Here is a 20,727-nt window from a genome sequence, read left to right on the forward strand (position 1 = left end):
GCTCAGAAGAAGTCGGACAGTCCGGCCTGTCCGTCGTCCGACGACGCTGATTTCTCCGAGTCCGTCCCGGCATCGTCGTCGAACACGTCCGGTTCGTCGTCTTCCTCGTCTGCATCATCGATTTCGATTTCGGCAGCGTCGTCAGCCAGCGAGTCCATCCCCGCGAACGCGCCGTCGGCGTGTTCCTCGATTTGTTCTTCGCGCAGCGTTTGGGCGTCTTCGACCACCGACTGAACCTTGTTGGTCGTCTCGCCGCTCCCGGTGATGTAGGAGACGTGCGACTCGTCGAGGTCGTAGTAGGCGGCCATCGCCACCGTCAGTTCTCGGGGTTTGCAGTGATGCGTCAGCGCCGAGAGGAACGGGAGCACTTCGCGGCGGGCGGTCGCCGTGCTGAACCCGCCTTTCGTCGCAATCTGCTGGAGCACCGTATCGCGCGTCTTGTTCCGCGTCGAACGGTAAGGCGCGCCACCATATCTGGTCCACCCACCGCGGGTTCGGTCGCGGGAGGCGGCGACACCGGCAGAGAGGTTGTCCGTCGCATAGCGCCAGTAGGAGTAGTTCTGCGAGGCGCGCACCCGCCCGAGCCATCGGTCGGCGTTGGCCAGGAAGTCGTAGGCGCGGGCGAGTTCGTCGGGTTCGTAGACGAGCGACACCTTGTCCTCGACCCACTTGGTGAGGTCGTCGGGCGTCTCGTCCACGTCGTAGGTGGTGTAGAGCGCCTCCTGTGCCGACTCCTCTTTCAAGACGGCGTCGAGGAACTCGAAGAGACCGACCGTTCGGTTGCGGTCGCCCATGACGACCATCTCTTCGGTGATTTCGTCGCGCCCTTCGGCGATTGCCTGCAGGTCGTTGACCGCAGACCGGAGGTCGCCGCTGGTCTGCTCGGCGATGCGTTCGAGCGCCTCCGACTCGAACTCGATTCCCTCCTTTCGGCAGATGTCGCGGAGGACGGGAACGATGGAGCGAGACGACACGTCGCGGAACTCGATTTCGCGGCAGGCGTTTCGCAGGCCGCGACTCATGTCGTAGAACTCGTTGGCGATGAGGACGATTGGCTGACTCGAAGATTTGACGAGGCGCGTAATCGCGCTCGTGCCGCCGCGGTCGTAGTTGCCGTGGATGTTGTCCGCCTCGTCGAGGATGACCAACTGCCGGGTGGACGTACCTGTCGAAGAGCCCGAGAGCGTGGCGTTCTTCGCCGCACGTCCGGCGAACCGCTCGATAACGTCGGCGGTTCGCTGGTCGGACGCGTTCAACTCGACCGTCTCCCACCCCATGTCCTGTGCGAGCGCGTGGGCAGCAGAGGTCTTGCCGATGCCCGGACTGCCGTGGACGATGACCGCCTCTCGGTGGTCGTCCCACGTCTTCGCCCACTTGCCGAAGGCGTCGCGGGCCTTGTTGTTGCCGCGGACCTCGGAGAGCGTGGATGGGCGATATTTCTCCGTCCAGTCTACCATTGAATCGAGAGAAGAGCGAGGCGCGTTTAGTGGTTGCGGAGCGAGGGTACTCGGCGGGTGACGACTGGGCGACTGGCATCGAGGACGAAACTGCGTCGTCTGCTACCAAATGTCAATATCCAGAAAAATTATACCCCCCGCCCGAGTGCGCTCAATTCCATGTTTCCCGACGAAATTGTGACCCCGCGGCTCCGGCTGCGGCCGTACACGCGGGAGGTCGTTGACCCGTTGGACGCCTATCAACACATGGGTGCGTCACGGTCGGCTACCATCAAAGAAGAGACCGAATACGTCACGTGGGACCCCCACGACACGCCCAAAGAGACGCTCGACTACTTCGAGTTCACCGAAAAGAGCCGAAAGGAGGCGACCGGTGCGACCTACGCCATCTTCCCGCGCGAGGGCGAAGACGGCGCAGGTGAGTTCGCTGGCACGGCAGGCTTCAAACCCGAGTGGGACAAGAAGCGCGCCGTCTTCGGCATGTGGCTCAGAAAGGAGTTCTGGGGCCGCGGCTACTCGGGCGAGCGAGCGGCGGCCTTTTTCGCCTGCGTCTTCGACGTGCTCGACCTCGAAGTCGCCTACGTCCACGCGCTGACGGGGAACGAGAAGTCGTGCCGAGCCATCGACAAGTACGTCAGCCGAGCGGGCGGGCAGGAAGACGGCACCTTCCGCAACGAAGTCGTCCACGGTGACGACCCGGCCGATACGCGGGCGTGGTCGGTGACCCGCGAGCAGTGGGAGGAGGCGACCGGCGGCGAGTACGAGGCAGAATTCCACTGGGAGGACCGCCGATGAGCGACCTCTACCCGACGAAAATCGAGACCGAGCGGTTGCGATTCGTGCCGGTGCACACCCAGCACGTCCTCGACGCGTACGAAATCTGTTCGGCCGACGAAATCGAAGACGTGACTCGGTTCATGCCGTGGGGTCGCCACGAGACGCCGAAGACGACGTTCGACTTCCTCGCGCAGGAGGAAGAGGCGTGGAACGACCACGAGACCGCCGATTACGCGATTACCCTCCGCGAGAGCGAAGACGGCGCTGGCGAGGTCGCTGGCTTCGGCGGCCTGCACACGGAGTGGGACCGTCGCGTCGGCGGACTCGGTCTGTGGCTTCGTCCCCCGTTCTGGGGGCGCGGCTACTCGGGCGAGCGGGCAGAAGCGCTCGCGGCGCTCGCCTTCGACGTGCTCGACTTAGAAGTCGTCACGGTGAGCCACGTCGTCGAGAACGAGAAGTCGAAGCGCGCAATCGAGAAGTACGTCGAAAGACTCGGTGGCCGACGCGACGGCACCAAACCGAACAACATAATCATCGACGGCGACCCCCGCGACGAGTACTTCTACAGCGTCTCGTGCGAGGAGTGGCTCGACGCGACGGGCGGCGAGTACGACGCCGAGTTCTACTGGGACTGACCCAGTTCGGTACTACTGGGACTGGCTCAGTTCGGTGTTACTGGGACTAGCTCAGTTCGGTGTTACTGGGACTGGCTCAGTTCGGTTCGACCGGCTTTCGGGAGGCTCCCGGCGACCACTTCGCCGCCTTTGAGCACCGCGGTCGGGTCGTTCAGCACCGTCAGGTCCGCCAGCGGGTCGTCGTCGAAGACGAGGATATCGGCGTACGCGCCCGGTTCGACCACGCCACACCCATCTAGTCCAATCGCCTCGGCCGAGTTTTCGGTCATCGCGCGAATGGCCTCCAGTGGCTCCATCGCGTGCTGTGCCATGAACTGAATCTCGGAGGCGTTGCCGCCGTGGAAGTTGAACGGCGTGCCCGCGTCGGTGCCGCCCGCGATGGTGACGCCCGCTTCGACGGCCATCCGGAACGATTCGAGGTGTCGCTCGTAGACGACTTCGGTCTTCGCCACGTCCTCTTTCGTCGCGGCTTCCGTGTTGCGGACGATATGATACGGCGCAGAGAGTGTTGGCACGAGCGTCGTGTCGGTGTCGAGAAAGAGATCGATGGCCTCCTCGTCGAGGAACGTCCCGTGTTCGACCGTATCGACGCCGGCCTCGATGGCCGCTTTGACGCCCTCGGCACCGTGGGCGTGGGTGGCAGCGTGGACGCCTCGGTTGTGTGCCTCGTCCACGATGGCGTGGAGTTCGTCGTCGGTGAACGCGACCGCACCGGGGTCGCTGCCGGGCGTGGTCACCCCGCCGGTCGTCATGAACTTGATGAAGTCCGCACCCTGCTTGACCTGCTCTCTGACGGCTCTTCGAGCGTCCACGGGACCGTCGATTTCCCGGCCCATGTGGTGGCCGTGCCCGCCGGTGATAGTAACCGACCGGCAGTTCGCAATCATCCGCGGGCCGGGCACGTCGCCAGCCTCGATGGCGCGCTTGAGCACCACGTCGAGGTCGCGGGCACCCATCGCACGAACGCCCGTGATACCCGCTTCGAGCGTCTTTCGCGCGTTTCGGGCTTCCACGAGCGTGAGTTCGGCATCGGACATGCCGACGACATCGACGACGCTTCGCTCGCCAGACAGCGAGAAGTGGAGGTGTGCATCGACGATGCCGGGCGTGACTGTCTTCCCGGTGAGCGAGACGACGCGCTCGTCGTCTCGGGGGTCGAGGTCGCCGACGTTCTCGATACGCCCCGATTCACCGTCGATTCGGATATCCGTCTCGGCGACGAGAGAGTCCCCGGAAATCAACCGTCCGTCACGAAGTAACATAGCTTCGCTCTCGCCGCACACCTCTTGAACGTAGCTGTCTTTGGTGGCGTGTGTCACGCGAGTGACCGCTGGTATCGCCCCACACGGCGGCCACGAGACATATATGGGGGACGGACATTCCCTGTTGATACCATGTCAGTGGCGACTGCATCGGCCTCTGATTCGAACCGAACAGCCAGCACCATCGCGGTTGGCGCAGCCACCGGTCTCGGTGCCGCCATCCTCGGGTATCTCGCAACCTATCTCGCCACGTCCTCGACTATCGAGAACTCGACGGCGAGTCAGGTGCTCGAAGCCCTCGGCCAAGACATCTCGACGTGGAAGGTCGTCGGCTGGGTGTTCATGAACGCCCACGGCGTCGTGACGACGTTCCCCGCCCTCTTCGGCGGTACCTCCGCCGTGAACCTCATCGAGAACGTCGATGCGTTCTCGGCAGTCCTGTACGTCGTTCCAGTCGTCGCGCTCGTCGCCGCGGGCGCGCTCGCCGTCGTCGTGAGCGGCGCGACCACGACGAAAGCCGGCGCTATCGCTGGCGCATCGACCGTCGTCGGTTACCTGCCGGTCGCGGTCGCGGGCATCGCGCTCTTCGCTATCACCATCGGTGAGTCGGTCGCCCGTCCGGACCCGGTGACCGCAATTCTCCTCGCCGGCGCTGTCTACCCCGCGTTGGTCGGCACGCTCTCGGGCGTTGCGACGGCGGCGCTCAGATAACGCGCGTTCGTTTTCGCGCTCGCTCTCTTCTCACAGGTCGCGGGCGACGAGTTCGCCCCAGTGGTCGAACCCGTAGCGGTCGTAGAACGCCCGCGCCCGCTCGTTCTTCCGGTCTACGTCCAGTACCATCCGGTCTAACGGGAGGTCCTGCGAGCGGGCGTGGTCGAGGACGGCCGTCATCAACTCGTCGGCGACCCCCGTCCCGCGGTAGTCGGGGTCGAGGAAGATTTCGTTGAGCACCGCGGCGTCCCAGACGAACGTCATCTCCTCGGGGAGTGCGAAGGCGTAGCCGACGAGCGTCGGGTCGTCCGTGTCTGTGGCCGCCGCATCGACTTCCTCCGTGACTTCAGCGACGACCACACAACCGGGGTCCGACTCCGCACAGCGTTCGACCCACGCGAGGTAGCGCGCCCGATAGTCGTCGGTGAGTTTCGCTTCGTATTGTTGGAGTTTGTCGTCGCCGCCGGTCCCGTCGCCGATACCGAGTTCGAACCCGCGTTTCAGCTCCCAAAGTGCGTCGGCGTCCGTCGGTTCGTAGGGACGAACTTCGACGCCTCCTGCTGGACTGCTCATGGCCTCCCCTGTGCCGCCATCGGATATGAACGCTCGGACTCACCGCTTCGGGTCGGACTCGCTCAAACCGGTTCGCGCTCACTGTTCCGGTTCGTGACTCGATTCGGGCGTCGCGTCCGTGCGCGAGCGAACTCGGAAGGGAGCGCGAGCGTGGATGCGTTCGAGCGCGAGGCGACTCGTCACCACGCCCGTACCGATGACGACGAGCATCAACTCCAACCCCGACGACGCGAACGGGGCGATTCGCTCGGCGTCCGCGGGGTCTGTACCGGGAGTCGGGTCCACGACGGTGCTGTAGTGGAAGTCAGCGGTAGTCGGGGCCGGTTCGGGTGGACGGACTTCGAAGAACGTCTGGACGAACCCGCGCGTGCTCGACCACTCCGCGTGGCCGTTGACGGCGTAGAAGGCGTCGTGGACCGGATAGAACGCGTTGACGCCGTTGGTGAAGAGGTCCGGAAAGATGCCGCCGCCGAGCAGGGCCGCGATGGCGACCCACGCGACGACGACGCCGCGCACCCCCCAGCGCCGCCGAATCACCGACTGACGACGAATTCGCGTGTCGTAGACGACGAGCGCGACGAGTAAGAGAGGTAACAAGAGCGTGTGGAGGAGGGCGCGATGACTCCCGGGGAGAACCGTACTCGTGAACGAATCGAGGTCGGGCACGGCGGTGGCGACGAGGACGACGGCGAGACTGCGCGTGTCGAACCACCGGCCGAGGAGGGCGACTCCGATGAGTCCGCCGACCGCGAGATGAACGAGGGTCGATGGCATACCTCACACTCTGGCTATCGGATAATGAGCCTTTCCGGGAGGTTCGTCAGGCGACGAATGCCCCTTTCGACACGCTTTTGCGGTGGACTCTCGCACCTCTTCGCATGCCTGTCTCGTCCGTCGTACAGAGGTGTACCCAATGACGGCGACTCCCCGCGACGACCTCGCCCGCCGTATCGCAGGCGAAATTACCCTCTCGTCCGACCCCGGTGCGACGCTCCGGAAGTGGCGAACCGACTTCGATATCTCGCAGACGGCACTCGCCGAGCAACTCGACGTGTCCTCCTCGGTCGTCTCCGACTACGAGAGCGGCCGCCGCGAGAGTCCCGGTATCGGCGTCATCCGCCGCATGGTCGAAGCCCTCCTCGACATCGACGAGGCCCGCGGCGGCAGTCGAATCCGCCAGTACGCCCGCGTCCTCTCGGCCGGGTTCGAGAGCGAAATCGTCCAAGACCTTCGGGAGTACCCCACGTCGATTCCGCTGGACACCTTCTACGACGCTATCGGCGCGACCAAAATCGTCGATGGCGACCAGGACCGCATCAGCGGCCACACCGTCATCAACAGCATTCAGGCCATCACGCGCCTCTCTTCGGAGGAGTTCTACCGCCTCTACGGGCAATCGACCAGTCGCGCACTCGTCTTTACCGACGTGACCCGCGGCGAGTCGCCACTCGTCGCCATGCGCGTCGTCACCCCCACGCCCAACGCCGTCGTCCTTCACGGCCTGACCGAGGACGAACTCTGGGAACACGCGCCGTCGCTGGCGACAATCGACGGCTTCGCGCTCGCCGTGACCAACGCCGACCTCGACGAGATGCTCGGCAACCTGCGGAAACTTCCGTAGGAGAACAACTCGGGACGCTTGATTGTCTGCCGAAAGCCGAAAAAAGCCGAAGGTACTTCCGGCGAATGGCAGTGTATGCACATCCACCGCCTCGAAGCGTACCTCTCGACCGAATTCGTCTACCCGGTCAGTACGCGACAAGTCATCACCCAAATCGGCACTATCGAAGTCGAAGCTCCCGACGTCGATGATTCCGAGAGCATCGAGACGATTCTCGAACCGCTGGGGTCTGTGGTCTGCGACTCACCGCAGGACCTCTACAACACGATTCTCGGCAACCTGAGTGACGACTTCATCGGTCGGAAGTTCTACGACGACCGCGGGGCGAACCCGATGCCGACACCGAAGTCGGCGACGGACCCGGAGAACCAGTCGTTCTGAAAATCGAGGAGCTACTTTTTGCGGCGTGAACGGTTCGCGTGAGCGACTCGCGTTACTCCACGTATTCGTAAGCTCGGAGCAATGAATTGCTCCAGCTCCACACTCACTCCGTTCGTGTGAATCCCGAAGCGGCAAGCCGCTTCGTCTCCGCGTTCGCTTCGCTCACGCGGACGCAACCGCTAGAGTACGTCTATTCGACGTACTCGTAGCGGCGCTCGTTCATCCGGCCCCATCCCGTGAAGACGAACTCTTCTTCGGGTTGGGTGAGTTCCTCGACTTCGACTTCCTTCTCGTGGTTGTGCACGTCGTGGATGAGTTCGTACTCGTCGAAGGAAATCTCGTAGCGCGCGTCGAGTTGCTCGTCGATGTTGAGCGCGTCCATCTCTTCGAGCCAGTTCTCCTGGACGGTCTCGGCGTGAATCTCTGCCTGCGCGCCCGACCCGTAGGAGCCGACGAGGAGCTTCTTGCCGACCATGTCCGTGCCTTCCTCGGCGGCGGCTTTCAGTGCCGACGTGCGGGCGATGTGGACCGACCCGGTGTACCAGTTGCCGACGACGCTGGAGATGTCGAGCGTCGGGTCGATGACGCGGTCGTACCACTCGCGGTACGCGTCGGTCGTCTTGAGTTCGTCCATGTAGGCGCGGATGGCCTCTTCGTACTCGTCCCACGTGTCGAACTGCTCTTCGCGGGGTTGGCGTCCGATTTCCTCGGCGAGTTCGTCCTCGATCTCCGTGTCGCGGCTCATGTGCCGGAAGCCGAGCAGTGCGGCCTTCCGAACCATGCCGGGGAACGGCGTGTGGAACGGGATGTACTCGAAGTTGTCCGGGTGGGTGCGACCGGCGACGCTCTCGTAGTCTTCGAGCGCCTCGCGCATGCGTGCGAGGTAGACCTGCATCGAGCGCTTGCCGTCCACAGACGGGAACTGCTGATTGGGCTTGAGGAAGTCCGTCTCGTCCATGCTACCGTAGCCCTGTTCGGTCGAGAGTTCGACGATGTCGGGGTCTTCGTCGATGAGCATCGCCACCGCGCCCGCGCCCTGCGTCGCCTCGCCGGGGTCGCCGCGCTCGTAGAGTGCGGTGTCGGTTGCGATGACGAGCGCCGCGCGGCCGCGGTTGCGACCCGCCTTAATCCAGTTGTATGCGTCGTCGAGACTCTGCGTCCCGGCGATGCACGCGAACTTGCGCTCGCCCTTGTTGGCGTGGCGGAAGTCGCCCTCGAACACCTGTTCGAGACAGCCGGCGATGTACGTCGAGACCGGCTTGGAGTTGTCGAATGCGGACTCAGTTGCAACGTCGATGCGGCCGATATCGTCCGGTGTCAGGCCCTTTCGGACCATCAGGCGCTTTGCGGCGTTCGCGCCCATCGTCACGATATCCTCGTACACGTCCGGGAACGACGAGGTGTAGAGCCCCAGCCCTTTGGTGTACTTCTCCGGGTCTTCGCCCTTGACCGGTGCGAAGGTGTTGGGAAGGTCTAAAACGAGGTTACCCGTCCAAATCTCGATGGCGTCGATGCCGACGGAAGTCATGGTCGGACGTACAGAACGGGGGGATAAGATTTTGTCGATGGGGAGTTACGTCGGTTGTCGAAATTACGGGTCGGTCCCGTCGGCGGTGTCGGTGACGAACACGATGTCAACGACCGTGCCCGTGTCGTCGTAGACCAGTATTCCGACGCGATAGTCGGTTCCTGCGCCGTCACCACTGAGTATCTGTTCGTTGTTCCGACTTCGAGCGGCCACTTGCGTGGTTGCGGTTGCCCCGTTGCCATTGAGGTTGAGTGCCGCGAGTTCGACCTGGCTGAAGTCACCGGACGAGACGGTGTAATCGGCCCGGTATCTGACGTTGTTCGTGTTCGTGTTCGTCCGGTCTTCGACGTTGAGCGAGCTAACCGACGCGCTACTGCCGTCCGACAGGTCGTCGTTGCCCGCCGGGTTCTGGGCGTCGGTCGTGTCAGTCATCGTTCGAGACTCTGCTACGTACTCCCCGCTCGGACCGTCGTAAATCACATCGACCGTAACCTCGAAGGACTGTCCCTGTCCGTAGCCGGGTTCTGTGCGGACACTCCCCCGCTGGGTCGTTTGTTGGCCGGAGTCGGAAGCGCTGCTCTCGGTCGATGCCATCTCGACCTCGACGCGTTCGAACGAAGCGTTCGTATCACCGATGTCGTACGAGACGACGAACGCCGGGTCGTTCGAGCGGACGTTCGTCAGGTCGTCAACCCGCATCGAAATCGACGGGCTTGGCGGCGTGTCGGTCACGGTGATAGTCGTCGTTTCCGTGTCCGTCGAACCCCCGTCGTCAGTGACGGTTAATTCGACGGTGATGGAGGTGTCTTCAGAGACAGTCTCGGGCGCGTCGAACATCGGCGTCGCCGAGTCGGAATTGGAGAGGCTCGCGTCGCCTGTCGGGTCGTTCGTGATGGTCCAGTTGTAGTCGGTAATCGTCCCGTCGCTGTCCGAACTTCCCGTCCCATCCAACTCTATCGACGAACCAGCACTCGTCGTGTACGGTCCCCCGGTATCGGCGGTCGGAGGTGCGTTACCACCCGGGGTATCGACCACGGTCAGATTCAGCGTATCCGCCGCGGACGTGCTGCTCACCCGTATCACCACGCTGCCGGTCGAACCGACGGTTGCGACGGTCGAGAATACACCGTCGCCGTTGGAGTCACTCTCCTCGGACGGTTGCAGGTTCGTCACGACACCGGAGTCGTTTGCGTAGAAATCGACGTTCACGAACGCTTCGTTGGGCGTCGTGAACGCTTCGAGGTCGAACTTGTCGTTCGAATCCGCTGCCAAGTCGTACGTACACGTGTCGCCGTCACAGTTCGTTATCCCGGGCTGTGACTCGATGGCGCTCTCGTCCCACTCGATATCGTACGAGGAGGAACCCTCACCGCCGCTTTGAGCATCGTACACGTCGAACGTCGTCGTCACGTCGGGGCGACTGGCCCCGTCGTAGGCACCGTCTCCCGGACTCTTGTCAGCGCTCGCTCGGACCGTGACCGAGTCCGAACCACTCTCGTCGGGGTCGTATTCGACGGTGATTCGGCCGTCTCCGTCGGTCTTTACTCCGGACAGAGTCGTGCCACTCGTTCCGTTCTGAGCCACCAGTTCGCCCGAACCCGCTGTGACAGAGAGGTTCACCGTCTCGCCGGAAACCGGGTTGTTGTAGCGGTCGCGGACTTCGAACGTCAGCGGCACCGTAGCATCGTCTCGGGCGCTGTTCGGAACGGAGCCGACGCGAGTCAGGTAGTGTGCAGACGGCTCATCGACACCGCTTCCGAGTCCGACGACGCCGATTCGAAGGTCGTAGGTCGCCCCGCGTTCCAGCTCGACGACGACGGTGTTCCCCGGGCCGGGTCGCACGTCGGAGACGTAGGCGTCGGGGTCGGTTCCTGCCGAATCGAGTTCGCCAGCGTCTTCGAGAGACGTCTCCCACTCGTCTGCGGTGAGGTTCGTCGGAATAGTCAGCGTCACGTTCCGCGACGAGTCGTTGCTCGTGATGGGCACGCTCCGGACGCTCGGACTCACCGACTGCGCGTCCACACTCGCCGCTCCGACACCGTTCTCGGAGTAATTCCCCGTGAGGATGACGAGCGAAATGCGACGGCCATCGACGAGTGACTGCGGCGAGAGTGTGCCGTTGTAGCCGTTCTCGAAGCGATTGTATGCGAGGCTGTTCTCGTACACCGTCGTCGGCGTCTCTTGGAGAAGGTTGTAGTCCGGCGTGTACACGAGCGATTTCGTCGAGAAGCCAACTGTCCCACTGACGTAGTCGCTCACTTCGTCGTCACTGGTCGTTACGTTCGAAACCGAGAGTGTCCCTAACTCCTGTGTCCGTAGGGACCCAGAGGCGACGCCGGGATTGACGAAGAACGTCCGACTCGGATAGCGCGTCCCGAGTGTAATCTCGCTGGGCGAGGTGGTCGCCTTCGATGCGCTCTCGACGATGGCACCCCGCAACGAGGTGAACTCGTCGTGGACCTGCTGGTTGTGTTGGAACTCGACCTGCTCGTTCTGGTTGGGGACGACCGTCGCTTGGTACATCGACATCGAGATGATAATCATCCCGAACAGCAGCACTGCCCCGACCTGAACAGTGACTGCGCGCGTGTCGTCCCGAAACGTCATTCGTACGTGTAGCCGAAGTAGACACCTAAAAAGTCTCCCCTCCGGGATGTCACGAAAACGGGAAGAACGCGAGTGGAAAAGAGACCGAACTTACTCGTCTTCTTCGACGACTTCCGGTTCCGAGAGGCCGCTCTTGAGGCTGTCGAGACCGTTGACCCACTCGGTGACGTAGCCGAATTCGATCTCGTCGAGGACTCCGATGTCGAGGTCCTCGCCGTCGATGACGACGGTACCGACCTGCACGAGGTAGCCGAGTGCGGCGTCCATGTCCTCTGCGGCTTCCGCGTCCGCGGCCGCGAGGATGTACGCCTCGACAGTGTCTTCGAGTTCGGTCGGACCGGCGACGATGTACTCCTCGGCGGCGAAGAACGCACACGAGAGACTGGTCTGGACGCTGCCGATGAGCATGACCGCCTCTTCGCCCTCGTCTTCGAACTCCGGTTCGCTCATGACGATGTCGTGGACCGTCGAGAGTTCGTCGAGCGCGCCCTCTTCGTCGAGGGTACCGTCGTCGTACGCCGCGAGAATCTTCGCAATGGCGATTGCGGCGTCGTTCTGGATGTTCATCAGCAGGCGGCCGGTGTCCTCGCTTTCGAGGTCGAGGTCCTCTTCGGAGACGCGAGTCAACCAATTTTGCCACCGTTCTGGCGAGTAGTACCGTTCTTCGGCCTCAGTCATACCTACACCGTCCCGTGCCGGACTCAAATGCCTTTCCTATCTCTGGTTGAAATCATGTCATTCACAGGCGTGTGGCGGTGTGGCGAGGAACCGCCGAATTACCGGTCGAACGGCGCTTCGGCGTCGAATTACCGGTTCAGCGTCGCTTCGGTGTCGATATCGTACACGTGCGCGGGCGTCTCGACGTGTGCGTTCGCCACCGCATCGTCGTAGCCTTCTTCCAGTAGCCAATCGACGCGTCGCGGGACCGTCTTCGGACCCATCACCGCGCCGGGACGGTCAGGGTCGTCGATGAAGTCGGTCTCCATGAGGAACGGCTCGCCGCGCGCGACGGCGTCTTCGAGGCGGTCCTTGTCGCTCATGACACTCGGCGTGCCGCCGGTGAGGTGTCCCTGCGCGTAGTGTTTGACGACGCGTTGTTCGGGGACGCCGCGCTCGGCCGCCCACTCGGCCACGTCGGAGAGGTCCGTCGTCGATTCGGTGTGGAGTTGGAGCGCACAGTCGTGTTCGGCCGCGAGCGAGAGACCGTGTCGGAGGACGGCGTTCGACGCCTCCCACACGGCGTCGGTCACGTCGTAGTGCGGGCGGCCGGATTTGAGCGCGAGCGCGTCGCCCGACTCGACGTATTCGGCCGCGACGGAGAGTCCCGTGCACATCAGGTCGCGCGCGTCTTCTGGGTCGTAGCCGCGGTCATCGACGAGTTTCGAGACGAGTCCGGGGTGGACACCCAACACCGGCCACGCGCGGCCGTCGAGAAGTTCGGACGCTTCCTTTACGACCTCGATGGTCGTCTCGAACGTCGGCCGGAAGTCCTCGCGCGTTTCGACTTCGTGGCCCAGCAACCACGACGGTTTGTTGACGACGAGGAGATGCGTCCCGCCGCTGCGCGCGAAGTCTTTGACGGCCTCCAGTCCGCGGCCGTGGTCCGGGTCGAGGTGGAGGTGATTGTCGAGAACCGGCGTGTCGAACTCCTGCATGTGCGCAGGGTCGTCGTGGTGGGAAAAAAGCGAACCGTTCGAGCGCCCCGACAAGTCACTATCCCAACACGTAATTCGATGGCGAGCGCATCGACCACCGATGGTGCCAGTCGCATCGATGTTGACAGTCGTCGTGAATAGTCCGTTCGCGGTGGTGGTTCTCACCGCGAGTGTGGTCGCGTTTCAGGCGTCGATTCTCATCTCGCTCGGTTGGTGGGTTGCCCGCGACGCCAGCGCCCGCGGCTTCGACCACACGCTGCTGTTGGGCACTGTGTCGGCTCTCACACCGATTGGGTTGCCGTACTACCTCTACATGCGGTATCGAACTGCCGACCAGACTCGCCAGAGACCGGCGTCGAAGACCGACCGACTCCTCTCCACGTGGGCGAGTGCAGGAGTGGCTGCGTTTTTGACGAGTGCCGTCCTCGCCCCGCCGGACCCGTTTTCACAACTGTTCTACGAGTTAGCCGGACTCGCCATCCTCCTTCCGTGTGCCTACTTTCTGGTCTACCGCGGTGGGTACCGTCGAATTCGCGGGTCGAACACCTGAGGTCACTCGTCGTTCGTCACGTCGTCGAAGGTCACTCGGTCACGTCGTCGAGGGTCATCGCGTGCGTGGCGGCGTTCTGGAGGGCATCGGAGCGGCCGTAACTCCCCGGCGCGAGCGCTATCGTCTTGATTCCGTACTCGTTGGCGACTTCCAGTGCGGGCTTGAAATCGGTGTCCCGCGAGGCGATGACGATGGCGTCCGCGAGTCCTTCGATGGCGTATCTCGTCATGTCGATAGCGAGTCTCACGTCCACGTCGCCGCTGGTGACGACGACTTCGAACCCGCGCGCTTCGGCCGCCTGAATGAGACCGGGGGTCGCGTGTTCGTCGAGATAGAGTCTGGTCGCGCTCATCTGCCCGCCGAGTGCCCGTGCCGCTTCTCGGATGTCGTCGAGGTCCACGTCGAACTCGTCGCGGAGGACGTTCGGTCCGTCCACGAAGAGGGCGACGCGGTCCGAGGGGGCGGCCCCGGGACCGAATAACCGCCGCAAGAGGTCCATACTGTGTGTCACCCGAGTGCCGGGTAAATCTGTGCTGGTTCGGAGATTGCGCGTTTTTTGAGAAGGTGCCGACAGTCTCGGAAAATGTACTGTGAAATCTGAATTTCAGTCAAGCGAACCACTATTTACCCCTCTACCGAAGCCGAGAACGCCCATGGCAGGCCCGCTGGCCCTCCAACGACGAGGCACTCCACGCAGACACTCACTACGCAATCCAGCAGGTGAACGCAGTGGTGGCATGAGGCACAGCAGTCCGGGCGACGAACGCCGAGAAACTGTTCAGCGCGCCTGACTCTCGGCTTTTTCGAAACCACGACGAACTGATAGCGTCTGCTGTCGTACTCCTACGCATGCACGGGGAGACGCAAGTCACGGTGGGTGTGCTTGGATTTCACGACAGTCGTGAGACCAAGGCAATCAGTAACGCCATCAGCGAGTTGGGTCACACCGCCGTGTGGCTTCACGAGGACGTTATCGGCGTGGACGTCTCGCCCGATGGGGTGACGCTCGAACCCGACGTGGACGTCGTCGTCAACCGGCTCCTCCTCTCGAAGTCTCGAATGCCGCTCGAAGACCTCTCGATTGCGAGTTGCTACGCCGCGGTTCGTCCCGTCTGCAACGACCCGCGAAACGTCCTGTTCGCGGTGCACAAACAGGCGACTGCGGCCCGTCTCGCCGCCGAAGGAATCCCTATCCCACGTGCGTATCTCTCGACGAGCGAGGACAAACTCAACGAGACGCGACCGGAGTTCGGCCACCCCGCCGTCTACAAGACCGCCGTCGGGACGAACGGGGGCGGAACGTGGCTCATCGACGACGACCGACGACTCTCGAACGTCGTGAACGACAAGCGGACGCTCCTCCAGTCGTACGTCAAACTCGAAAAGCGACACCGCGACCTGCGAGTCTACGTCGTCGGCGACGAAATCGTCGGCGCGATGTATCGATACGCGCCCGAGGGAGACTGGCGAACCAACGTCGCACTCGGTGGCGACGTCGAAGACGCGACCGAAGACCTCACACCGGCAGCCGCGGACGCTGCACTGGGTGCGACGCGGGTGCTCGGTCTCGATTACGCCGGTATCGACCTCATCGAAGGACCCGACGGTTGGGTCGTCCTCGAAGTCAACCCGACCGCCGGATTCCGCGGTCTGTACCGTGCGACCGGGCGCTCGCCCGCGGTGTTCATCGCCAAGTTAGCTATCGAGCGCGGCGGCGGCACCGTGGACGAGGAACTGGTCGAACGGCTTCAGTACGTCCTCGACGGGCGTCCACCCGAAGACGCACCGTCGAAAGTCAAAGACGAAGCGACACCGGTCATCGGCTACACCGAGCACGTGGTCGTCACCGGTGCGAGCGACTCCAAGACCGTTATCGCACACGTCGATACTGGAAGCAAGACCACGAGCATCGCCCCCGAGGTAGCGGTCGAAATCGGGGCCGAACCACCGGCGCTCGTCGCCGGCGAAGACGTCGCGCCGCGGGTCGCAATCGTCGTCGAACTCGGTGGACTTCGGCAATCTGTCACGGCGACACTCGACGACGATATCGAAGCGGACGCACCGCTCCGAATCGGCCGTGACGTGCTCCGACACTACTACGTGGACGTCCACCGACAGCTCCCGGACGCGGCACCTGTCTAGAGCAGAATATTCAATAAAATTAACCAACTATGCATCCTTTATCTCATTAATCGGCGACTATTCTTTAAATTGTTCGCAATATTGCACCTCAACCTTGGCTTTATCATTGTTTGACGCCCACAAATGGATGTGTCCCACCAAACAGCAACTGCAGAACCCAAAACGTACACGGTGGTAAGTGAGGTGAACGACCACGGAGCGGCGACACTCCGGGGCGAAAACGGTTCGACGTACCACGTCACGTCGTACGAAGACCCGACGCTTCGCTCGGCGTTAGAACAGTGTCGGACCGCAGACCGCGTCCGCGTGGAGATGGAGCGTGCGGGCGTTCGGGCGAACGTGTGGCACGTGACCGGACTTTATCCGGGGGCGGACAGCGGCGCTCTGCAGCAGATTCGGTAAAAATCGATTTTCGAAGTCTTATTCGTAGACTTCCAGGACCTTGCCGGCCGCGATAGTCTGGCCCATATCGCGGATTGCGAAACTACCCAACTCGGCGATTTCCGAGGACGGCTCGATGCTGAGCGGTTTCTGCGGGCGCAGTGTGACGACAGCGGCGTCACCGGCTTTGATGAAGTCGGGGTTCTCCTCTGCGACCTCGCCCGACGAGGGGTCGAGCTTCTGGTCGATAGATTCGAACGTACACGCGACCTGTGAGGTGTGGGCGTGGATGACCGGCGTGTAGCCGGCGGTGATGACCGAAGGGTGTTGCATGACGACGATTTGCGCCTTGAACGTCTTGGCGACGGATGGCGGGTCGTCCGCCGGGCCGCACACGTCGCCGCGGCGGATATCGTCCTTGCCGACGCCGCGGACGTTGAACCCGATGTTGTCGCCGGGGCCGGCCTCGCCGACTTCCTCGTGGTGCATCTCGATGGTCTTCACTTCGCCGCCGGCATCGGAGGGCATGAAGACGACGTTGTCGCCTTTCTTCACGACGCCCGTCTCGACGCGGCCGACGGGAACCGTCCCGATGCCGGAGATGGTGTAGACGTCCTGAATCGGAATCCGAAGCGGGGCGTCCGTCGGCGGCGACGGTTCCGGGAGGTTGTTGAGCGCTTCCAGAACCGTCGGGCCGTCGAACCACGACATGTTGTCGGAGTGCTCGGAGATGTTGTCCCCTTCGAACGCGGAGATGGGGATGAAGCGCGCGTCGTCGCTGTCGAAACGGACCTGTCCGAGGAGTTGCTGCACCTCCTCTTTGACCTGCTTGTAGGTGTCTTCGCTGTAATCGACGACGTCCATCTTGTTGACGGCGATGATGAGCGTCTCGATACCGAGGGTGCGGGCGAGGAAGACGTGCTCGCGGGTCTGCGGGGCGACGCCGTCGTCGGCGGCGACGACGAGAATCGCGTGGTCGGCCTGCGAGGCACCCGTAATCATGTTCTTCACGAAGTCGCGGTGACCGGGCGTGTCCACGATGGTGAAGTAGTACTTGTCCGTGTCGAACCGCTGGTGGGCGATGTCGATGGTCACCCCGCGTTCGCGTTCTTCGGCGAGGTTGTCCATGACGTACGCGAACTCGAAGCCCGATTTGCCCTTGGACGCTGCCTCTTCACGGTGCTGTTCGATGATGTGTTCCGGTACACTGCCTGTCTCGAACAGTAATCGGCCAACGAGTGTCGATTTCCCGTGGTCGACGTGTCCGATGATGGCGAGATTTTGATGTGGTTTGTCTGCCATGGGTATCAGGGCGATGTTCGCCCAGTTTGGTAGGATATGACACGCAGGCGTATATCCCTTTTTGCGAGACACAGGCCCCGAAACATTCGAATTCACGCGAAGGAGTATGTCAGTAAAAACGTACTATCTAACTGCATACCAGTTCGATGGCGTGGATGTGGCAGTCGAGCGGAGAGACGCCTAGCGAGAAACAGCCTCAGAGACAGTCGAGTGGGTCGCCAACGACAATTAGAGCGTCCGCATCGCGGCTTGCATCTGGGCGAACGTCGCCGTGCGGCGGACGGACGAGGAACGGGCTTCGGTGTCGTGGTCGAGAGTTTTCACAACTATCATAGTAACTATTTCGGGAGCGGCTCTAATAAAGCTATCCCCGGGGTGGACACCACTTGCGAGGGGTGTTCCTTTCTGGGTTCGGCGCGTGGTCACTCTCAATGCGCTACGAATCAGTGCTCGTCGCACTCACACCAACAGCGGTCCGCGACCGAATTCGCAAGCGCGTCGAAGGGATACGGTCGTCGAAAGTCGAAGACGGGTTCGAATTTCGGACGAACTCGGGGCTCCTCGTCGGCACCGTCTCGCCCGCAACACTCCCCGATGGAAGTACAGGGTCGCGTCTGCGGTATCGGACGAGCATCCTCTCGGCGACGGCCGCCCACGCTGGGCGAACCGGGAAGGAGCTTCGAGAAGCAGTGTCGAAGAATCTCGTCCGGGATTAATCGGAACTGACGTGTGAGGTCTGTGCGCCCGCAGGGGCGTGTTTGAGTCTGAGCGTCGCGTTCGTCCCGCCGCCGGACGACCCGATGTCGAAGGTTCCATCGTAGGCTTGCGTAATCCACTTGACGACCCACAGGCCGAGTCCTTGTCCGTGATTGACTTGCGTAATCTTGCTCGCGCCGGTCACGACGGACCGCTCCATCTCGGGAATTCCCGGTCCGTTGTCGGAGACGGAGAGTTCGACCACGTCGTCGAGGACGGTGGCCTTCACGGTCACCGTCGGCGAGTCGCCGTCGTTGTATTCGGCCGCGTTTTCGACGAGATGCAAGAGTGCGGAGCGGAGTCTCTCGCCGCCTTTGACCGCAGTTCCGGAAGCGACGTCGATAGAGAACTCCACGTCGGGGTGGTCGGCGCGAGCGAGTTCGACCACCTCACTCGCAAGTTCCGTTACGTCTACCGTTTCGAGCGACTCGTCGGACGAGTCGAGCGCCCAGAAGATTTGTTTCACGCTGTCGTTCATCCGCCCGAGTTTGTTTGCGTGCGACTGGACCGTTCGTGCGCTCTGTCTCGTCGTGTCGTCGGAGGCGCTCTGTACCAGTACGTCCGCGTAGCCGCCGATAATCTGGGCTTCCGTCCGGAGGTTGTGTCGAAGCAACCTGTTGAGGACTTCCAATTTTTCGGACTTCGAAGCGAGTTCTTCGGCGCGAATACGACGAACGTCGTTGAACCCGATGAGGACGTGCGCGAAGGCGCTGACTGCGAGTACGTCGGCGACGAGGAACGTCGGAACCTCGTACGGGACGTAGAGCGACGCCAGAATCAGAATCGCGCCGAGGACGACGACGCCCAGTAGATTCCACCCGGCGATTCGCGCGGCGTTTTCGGTCGTGATATCGCTTCGGTACAACAGGACTCCCGCCCCCGCGACGACGAGCGCAACGGCGGCACCCAGTGCGGCCAGCGTGAGTCCGAGCGGGGACTCACCTGCGACCGTCAGACGGGCGAGCGGCGTTGTCGCAAGTGCGAGACCGGTCACGGTGACCGACCCGCAGACGAAGGCTCGTTTGAATGTCATGCTGATTTACCGTACAGTCTCGAATACGATAACGATTCACACACGATATCAATTCTGGCAATCAGTTCGGCAGCTCTGGAAACCGTGTCACTCAATTAATCAAAAAGAACGAAACATGTAAAATGACGGTGATTTAGGTCCGTGTACGTGGCAGAGTAGTATCGGGAGGAGTCTCCGTAAGATGTGTCTCTGACAGCCCCTATGTGTGCCCCTCGGCGTGTTTCGGCCGATGGTCAAATCGAAACACACCGTACTAGGGATATTCATCCATCGTTCCTCCCCCGTGGAGCGGCGAACGCAGGCAGTACTCCGATTATTCGTGGGACGTCGTGTCGGGTAATTCGTAACTGCCGTCTCGTCGCTTCCCTGCGACCGAACACGGTTCAGGTTCGGTCGTCTGCTGCGTTCTCTTGCTCACTGCGCTCTAGCCGCCACGTGAAAATCCCCTTCAGTACGACGACTAAACTGTTCGCCTCACCCGCACCCCAAATCGCAGTCTCCGACCGAGAACGAGCCGGGTGAGCAGTGTCACCGCCGTTGAGAACGCTGACGAGCGTCTTCGTCTCGTCGGCCATCATGAGCCGTCCTGCTGGCGTATCCGACCAGAGCCACAGTGATTCGAACATCTCTGCTTGCGGAATCTCGTCTTGAATTTGTTCCTGTACTGTCGCTGAAATCCCTGCTAATTTGATCGATACCCCGCGCGCTGCCGCACGTTTCAGCGCACTCAGAATGTTCTCAGTGAGGAGGTCCTCGACAGTCATGTAGATGATTTCGTCCGTTGCGGAATCGAGCAACTCGATGGTTCGTTCGGTGACCGCCTGTCGTCCATCGACGGTCCAGACGCCCCGTTGCTCTTCCGTCCGTGCAATCGGTTCGAGTTCGTCGAGGGCGTCGATTAGGACTTCTGTCCGGTATCGAAGCTCGTGTTCGAACTTCCGTCCGGCCGTCTCGGACGAAACCGCCCAAAATTCTTTCGGGGACGACTGTTGGATATCCACGAGTCCTCGCTCGTGCAACTCTTCGACCGCATCGTAAACGCGGGTCCGTGGGACGTTCGACACCTGGCTCACTTCTTTCGCCGTTCCCGTCCCAAGACTGGTGAGTGCGACGAACGTCCGTGCGGCGTAGTTACTCAACCCGAACTGTTCGAGTTGTTCGATTGCTGTGGTACGGGTGTCGTCGTTCGAGTCAGTACGCATGGCCGGAGAGTTTGTTTACAGAAAACCCAATCACAGGACGTGATTGAGCCGGCACGGATCGGGATGTGGTTGGGACACGAATCCAGATGCCGTGCCGGCCTTACGATATGATGGGAACTCGTATAATGTTTTTGTGATTATCTGGGTGAAATCT

At 62.2% G+C, this 20,727-nt stretch carries 21 protein-coding genes; 9 read left to right on the top strand and 12 right to left on the bottom strand.

Annotated features, from left to right (window positions below):
* Positions 1–2 precede the first annotated feature (2 nt).
* On the bottom strand, positions 3–1,457 hold the full coding sequence (locus ACFQJC_RS02655) for a replication factor C large subunit (RefSeq protein WP_390221699.1): 1,455 nt from the start codon (positions 1,455–1,457) through the stop codon (positions 3–5).
* Between the two features lie 159 nt (positions 1,458–1,616).
* On the opposite strand from ACFQJC_RS02655, the gene ACFQJC_RS02660 reads away from it, so the two are divergent.
* Both ACFQJC_RS02660 and ACFQJC_RS02665 read left to right on the top strand, forming a co-directional pair.
* On the top strand, positions 1,617–2,252 hold the full coding sequence (locus ACFQJC_RS02660; protein ID WP_390221700.1) for a GNAT family N-acetyltransferase: 636 nt from the start codon (positions 1,617–1,619) through the stop codon (positions 2,250–2,252).
* Positions 2,249–2,869, top strand: a complete 621-nt coding sequence (locus ACFQJC_RS02665) for a GNAT family N-acetyltransferase (RefSeq protein ID WP_390221701.1) — start codon at positions 2,249–2,251, stop codon at positions 2,867–2,869. Before ACFQJC_RS02660 ends, ACFQJC_RS02665 begins: the two co-directional genes overlap by 4 nt.
* A 62-nt stretch (positions 2,870–2,931) precedes the next feature.
* Here the strand turns inward: ACFQJC_RS02665 and ACFQJC_RS02670 are convergent, their stop codons facing one another.
* Positions 2,932–4,131 carry a metal-dependent hydrolase family protein gene (locus ACFQJC_RS02670; RefSeq protein WP_390221702.1) on the bottom strand — a complete coding sequence of 400 codons (1,200 nt, stop codon included), beginning with the start codon at positions 4,129–4,131 and terminating at the stop codon, positions 2,932–2,934.
* A gap of 138 nt (positions 4,132–4,269) precedes the next feature.
* Between ACFQJC_RS02670 and ACFQJC_RS02675 the strand changes: the two genes are divergently transcribed.
* Positions 4,270–4,842 (top strand): DUF7978 family protein, encoded by a 573-nt coding sequence (locus ACFQJC_RS02675; protein WP_390222324.1) that lies wholly within the window; start codon positions 4,270–4,272, stop codon positions 4,840–4,842.
* Between the two features lie 30 nt (positions 4,843–4,872).
* Here the strand turns inward: ACFQJC_RS02675 and ACFQJC_RS02680 are convergent, their stop codons facing one another.
* Both ACFQJC_RS02680 and ACFQJC_RS02685 read right to left on the bottom strand, forming a co-directional pair.
* Complete coding sequence (locus ACFQJC_RS02680) at positions 4,873–5,415, bottom strand: GNAT family N-acetyltransferase (RefSeq protein WP_390221703.1); 543 nt, start codon at positions 5,413–5,415, stop codon at positions 4,873–4,875.
* A gap of 78 nt (positions 5,416–5,493) precedes the next feature.
* Positions 5,494–6,189 carry a metal-dependent hydrolase gene (locus tag ACFQJC_RS02685; RefSeq protein WP_390221704.1) on the bottom strand — a complete coding sequence of 232 codons (696 nt, stop codon included), beginning with the start codon at positions 6,187–6,189 and terminating at the stop codon, positions 5,494–5,496.
* 139 nt (positions 6,190–6,328) lie between these two features.
* Here ACFQJC_RS02685 and ACFQJC_RS02690 point away from each other — a divergent pair, with 139 nt between their 5' ends.
* Together ACFQJC_RS02690 and ACFQJC_RS02695 are read left to right on the top strand one after the other, a co-directional pair.
* Complete coding sequence (locus ACFQJC_RS02690; protein WP_390221705.1) at positions 6,329–7,036, top strand: helix-turn-helix domain-containing protein; 708 nt, start codon at positions 6,329–6,331, stop codon at positions 7,034–7,036.
* Positions 7,037–7,111: 75 nt separating this feature from the next.
* Positions 7,112–7,417: a DUF5789 family protein gene (locus ACFQJC_RS02695; RefSeq protein ID WP_390221706.1), complete on the top strand. Its 306-nt coding sequence runs from the start codon at positions 7,112–7,114 to the stop codon at positions 7,415–7,417.
* A gap of 190 nt (positions 7,418–7,607) precedes the next feature.
* Here ACFQJC_RS02695 and hmgB read toward each other — a convergent pair whose 3' ends face one another.
* The 4 genes from hmgB to ACFQJC_RS02715 all read right to left on the bottom strand — a co-directional run bounded on the left by hmgB (position 7,608) and on the right by ACFQJC_RS02715 (position 13,207).
* Positions 7,608–8,945, bottom strand: a complete 1,338-nt coding sequence (gene hmgB, locus ACFQJC_RS02700) for a hydroxymethylglutaryl-CoA synthase (RefSeq protein WP_390221707.1) — start codon at positions 8,943–8,945, stop codon at positions 7,608–7,610.
* A gap of 63 nt (positions 8,946–9,008) precedes the next feature.
* The gene (locus ACFQJC_RS02705; RefSeq protein ID WP_390221708.1) at positions 9,009–11,552 is read right to left on the bottom strand and encodes an Ig-like domain-containing protein; all 2,544 of its coding nucleotides are present in this window, start codon (positions 11,550–11,552) and stop codon (positions 9,009–9,011) included.
* 90 nt (positions 11,553–11,642) lie between these two features.
* The gene (locus ACFQJC_RS02710) at positions 11,643–12,230 is read right to left on the bottom strand and encodes a DUF2150 family protein (protein ID WP_390221709.1); all 588 of its coding nucleotides are present in this window, start codon (positions 12,228–12,230) and stop codon (positions 11,643–11,645) included.
* Between the two features lie 128 nt (positions 12,231–12,358).
* The gene (locus ACFQJC_RS02715; RefSeq protein ID WP_390221710.1) at positions 12,359–13,207 is read right to left on the bottom strand and encodes a TatD family hydrolase; all 849 of its coding nucleotides are present in this window, start codon (positions 13,205–13,207) and stop codon (positions 12,359–12,361) included.
* 100 nt (positions 13,208–13,307) lie between these two features.
* Here ACFQJC_RS02715 and ACFQJC_RS02720 point away from each other — a divergent pair, with 100 nt between their 5' ends.
* On the top strand, positions 13,308–13,757 hold the full coding sequence (locus ACFQJC_RS02720) for a hypothetical protein (RefSeq protein ID WP_390221711.1): 450 nt from the start codon (positions 13,308–13,310) through the stop codon (positions 13,755–13,757).
* Between the two features lie 31 nt (positions 13,758–13,788).
* Here ACFQJC_RS02720 and ACFQJC_RS02725 read toward each other — a convergent pair whose 3' ends face one another.
* Positions 13,789–14,256 (bottom strand): NYN domain-containing protein, encoded by a 468-nt coding sequence (locus tag ACFQJC_RS02725; RefSeq protein WP_390221712.1) that lies wholly within the window; start codon positions 14,254–14,256, stop codon positions 13,789–13,791.
* Between the two features lie 350 nt (positions 14,257–14,606).
* Between ACFQJC_RS02725 and ACFQJC_RS02730 the strand changes: the two genes are divergently transcribed.
* Both ACFQJC_RS02730 and ACFQJC_RS02735 read left to right on the top strand, forming a co-directional pair.
* The gene (locus tag ACFQJC_RS02730) at positions 14,607–15,899 is read left to right on the top strand and encodes a RimK family alpha-L-glutamate ligase (protein ID WP_390221713.1); all 1,293 of its coding nucleotides are present in this window, start codon (positions 14,607–14,609) and stop codon (positions 15,897–15,899) included.
* A 123-nt stretch (positions 15,900–16,022) separates the two neighbouring features.
* The gene (locus ACFQJC_RS02735; RefSeq protein WP_465261316.1) at positions 16,023–16,301 is read left to right on the top strand and encodes a DUF7999 family protein; all 279 of its coding nucleotides are present in this window, start codon (positions 16,023–16,025) and stop codon (positions 16,299–16,301) included.
* Positions 16,302–16,319: 18 nt separating this feature from the next.
* On the opposite strand, the gene tuf is transcribed toward ACFQJC_RS02735, so the two are convergent.
* Positions 16,320–17,582 (bottom strand): translation elongation factor EF-1 subunit alpha, encoded by a 1,263-nt coding sequence (gene tuf / locus ACFQJC_RS02740; protein ID WP_390221715.1) that lies wholly within the window; start codon positions 17,580–17,582, stop codon positions 16,320–16,322.
* 431 nt (positions 17,583–18,013) lie between these two features.
* On the opposite strand from tuf, the gene ACFQJC_RS02745 reads away from it, so the two are divergent.
* Complete coding sequence (locus ACFQJC_RS02745) at positions 18,014–18,298, top strand: hypothetical protein (protein WP_390221716.1); 285 nt, start codon at positions 18,014–18,016, stop codon at positions 18,296–18,298.
* On the opposite strand, the gene ACFQJC_RS02750 is transcribed toward ACFQJC_RS02745, so the two are convergent.
* Together ACFQJC_RS02750 and ACFQJC_RS02755 are read right to left on the bottom strand one after the other, a co-directional pair.
* Positions 18,295–19,371, bottom strand: coding sequence for a sensor histidine kinase (locus ACFQJC_RS02750; protein ID WP_390221717.1), 1,077 nt, complete (start codon positions 19,369–19,371; stop codon positions 18,295–18,297). The two genes, ACFQJC_RS02745 and ACFQJC_RS02750, sit on opposite strands and share 4 nt — an antisense overlap.
* A gap of 383 nt (positions 19,372–19,754) precedes the next feature.
* Positions 19,755–20,573 carry a TrmB family transcriptional regulator gene (locus ACFQJC_RS02755; RefSeq protein WP_390221718.1) on the bottom strand — a complete coding sequence of 273 codons (819 nt, stop codon included), beginning with the start codon at positions 20,571–20,573 and terminating at the stop codon, positions 19,755–19,757.
* Positions 20,574–20,727: the final 154 nt, after the last annotated feature.

Source organism: Haloferax namakaokahaiae (assembly GCF_042663225.1).
Lineage (GTDB): Archaea > Halobacteriota > Halobacteria > Halobacteriales > Haloferacaceae > Haloferax > Haloferax namakaokahaiae.